The following is a 2,677-nucleotide window of genomic DNA, read 5'->3' as shown; positions in this document are numbered from 1 at the left end:
GCGCTTCACCGCCCTTGTATGCGCGAACGACCGGCTCGCGATCGGCGCGATTTCGGCCTTCCGGCGGCACGGCGTCGCCTGCCCGGGCGATGTTTCCGTCACCGGCTTCAACGACATGCCACTTGTGGACCGCCTGTCTCCCGCGCTGACGACCGTCCGCGTTCAGCATCACAAGGCAGGCTTCGAGGCCGCAGGTCTCCTCGTCGACCTGATCGAGAACGAAACATCCGAGCCGCACCATCTTGTGCTGCCCGTCGAAACCGTCGTGCGCAATTCGACCGCGCGATGTCCCGGAACGACCAGGAAAAGAATGATCGCAGTTGCAGGAGAAAAGGCGTGAAAATCGGGTTTGTTGGCCTAGGCGTGATGGGTCTCGGCATGGTGCCGCGCCTTCAGGCCGCGGGATACAAGGTTACCGGCTGGAACCGAACGAAGGAGAAGGCGAAAGCGCTGCTCGATGCCGGGATGGCCTGGGCGGATTCACCGCGGGCGGTTGCCGAAGTGTCGGATGTCGTGTTCACCGTCGTCACCGACGGCAAGGCCGTGAAGGACGTCGCGCTCGGGCCGGATGGCATCATCGCAGGTCTGAAGCCCGGCTCCGTCTATATCGACATGAGCACGATCGCGCCGGAAGTCACCCGTGAGGTTGCCGACGCGTTCGCGGCGAAAGGCCTCGTGATGCTGGACGCGCCGATCTCCGGCTCGCCGGTGACGCTCGCTCAGGGCAACGCGTCGGTCATGGTCGGCGGCGATGAAGCCGCGTTCGAGAAGGTCAAACCCGTTCTGCTCGCGATCGGACCGAAGGTCACGCGCATCGGCGCGAGCGGCCTTGCGGTGAAAATGAAGATCGCGGTCAACCTCCTGCTCATGGTCGAGGTGATCGCCTTCGGCGAGGCCGTTGCACTCGCGGAGAAAGGCGGCGTGTCTCGCGAAGCCGCGGTCGATGCGATCCTCAAAAGCGTCGCCGCCGCACCCGTGCTCGGCTATCGCGGCCCCTTCATTCTGGAAGGCAAGATGCCGGACGTGCCGCTCGCCGACGTGACGCTGCAACAGAAGGACATGATCCTCGCGCTGGACATGGGACGCAAGCTTGGCAGCCCGGTGCCGCTCGCCGCCGCCGCAAATGAATTGATGAACGCCTGCCGAGGGCTCGGAATCGATCGAAACGATTTCGTCGTCGCGCATCAGGTCTATCGCCGCCTTGGAGGACACCCGCAGTGAACACGCCGAAGATGTATCGCACCAATATCCGTGACGTACCCAAGGTCGAGGGTCTCGCGCGTAAGGACGGCTGGGTCGAAATGCAGGTCCAGTTCCTGATCGACAAGAAATCGGCCGGCGCGGATCACGTGGTCGGCTGGACCGTGCTGAAGCCCGGCGCGCGGCACGAGAGCCACCGCCACCACAACTGCGATGAATTCTTCATCGTGCTGAAGGGCAAGGGCCACATCTACACCGACGAAGGCGACAAGCCCTCGGGCGAAGGCGACGTGATCTACTCGCCGCGCGGATGCTGGCACGGCTTCAACAATACCTCGGACGAGGACGTCGTGCTGGTCTGGGGCTGGATGGGCGCCGGCTCGATCGAAGACTCAGGCTACGAAGTCGATCCCGCGAGCCACGCATGACGGGCACGGCATCTGACGATCCCCGCATCCAGGCAGGGATGCGGCGGCAATTCGCGCTGTTCGACGAACGCAAGCAATCCGGCGCACGCCGCATCGGATGGAAGGTCGGCTTTGGCGCGCCGGCGGCAAAAGAGAAGCTGAAGATCGGAGCGCCGCTCGTCGGGTTTCTGCTCGACCGTGCGATCCTGCCAGATGGCGCGAGCGTGTCGCTTGCCAGCTGGACGAAGCCGGCCGCAGAACCCGAAATCGCGGTCGAGATCGGCCGCGATGTGCCGGCCGGCGTCAGCGAACAGGACGCGGCGCAATCCATCGCCGCCATAGGACCTGCGATTGAACTCGCAGACATCGACGGGCCCATTGACGACGTCGAGCAGATCCTCGCCGGCGATATCTTCCAGCGCCACGTCCTGTTCGGCCCGCGCCGCGCGGTGGCGTTGCCCGGCGGGCTGACGGCACTGACCGGCGAAGTGATCCGCTCCGGGCAATCCGTGCCGGTCCCGGCCGATCTCGAAGCCAATACCGGCCGGCTGCTGGACATCGTGCGTCAGGTTGCGGCGACGCTCGCGGCGTTCGGCGAAGTCCTGAGGGCGGGCGATGTCGTGATCGCGGGCTCGGTCACGCCGCCGCTGTTTCTCGGGGCGGATGACAGGACGCTGTCATGGGAGCTTGCGCCGATTGGCAAGGTCTCTGTGAACTTCGCGGGCTGAAAGCCGGCTGATCATTCCGGGCGTCGCGAAGCGACGAACCCGGAATGACAGCAACGTCAGAACCCGTCCGGCAGCCCGGCCCAGACATCGGCTTCGGTCATCGGCCGCGGCAACATGCTCTGGGCCGAGATGTATTTGAGCGCGAGCGCAACGCTCGGTTCGATCGCTTTGCGGCCGATGGGAAGCTCCCTGGCCGACGCGGTGTCCTTCCATGCATCCTTGACCGCCGACCAGAACGCCATCAGCACATCGCGATGCTGGTCTACCACGGACTGCTTCGCCACGATGACGTGGTTGACCGGCACGAAACCGTGCTTGCGGGCAAATTCGCGCCCCGCGCCT

5 protein-coding genes are annotated in these 2,677 nt (G+C 65.0%); 4 read left to right on the top strand and 1 reads right to left on the bottom strand.

Features of this window, described 5'->3' with window-relative positions; translation table 11 throughout:
- From VNZ93_RS08980 to VNZ93_RS08965, 4 genes are all read left to right on the top strand, one after another.
- Positions 1 to 340, top strand: a 340-nt coding sequence (locus VNZ93_RS08980) for a substrate-binding domain-containing protein (protein WP_325703162.1), incomplete at its 5' end; no start/stop codon positions are given.
- The gene (locus VNZ93_RS08975; RefSeq protein ID WP_325703159.1) at positions 286 to 1,221 is read left to right on the top strand and encodes an NAD(P)-dependent oxidoreductase; all 936 of its coding nucleotides are present in this window, start codon (positions 286 to 288) and stop codon (positions 1,219 to 1,221) included. The genes VNZ93_RS08980 and VNZ93_RS08975, both read left to right, overlap by 55 nt.
- Positions 1,218 to 1,628 (top strand): cupin domain-containing protein, encoded by a 411-nt coding sequence (locus VNZ93_RS08970; protein ID WP_325703155.1) that lies wholly within the window; start codon positions 1,218 to 1,220, stop codon positions 1,626 to 1,628. The genes VNZ93_RS08975 and VNZ93_RS08970 overlap by 4 nt, the downstream gene beginning before the upstream one ends.
- Positions 1,625 to 2,335 (top strand): fumarylacetoacetate hydrolase family protein, encoded by a 711-nt coding sequence (locus VNZ93_RS08965; protein WP_325703152.1) that lies wholly within the window; start codon positions 1,625 to 1,627, stop codon positions 2,333 to 2,335. Before VNZ93_RS08970 ends, VNZ93_RS08965 begins: the two co-directional genes overlap by 4 nt.
- Positions 2,336 to 2,391: 56 nt before the next feature.
- Here the strand turns inward: VNZ93_RS08965 and VNZ93_RS08960 are convergent.
- A partial coding sequence (locus tag VNZ93_RS08960; RefSeq protein ID WP_325703149.1) for a hypothetical protein occupies positions 2,392 to 2,677 on the bottom strand: 286 nt, incomplete at its 5' end.

The sequence above is a fragment of the Pseudorhodoplanes sp. genome (assembly GCF_035565795.1).
Lineage (GTDB): Bacteria > Pseudomonadota > Alphaproteobacteria > Rhizobiales > Xanthobacteraceae > Pseudorhodoplanes.
The sequence above is the reverse complement of the archived record's forward strand: the minus strand, read 5'-3'. Positions and strand labels throughout refer to the sequence as shown.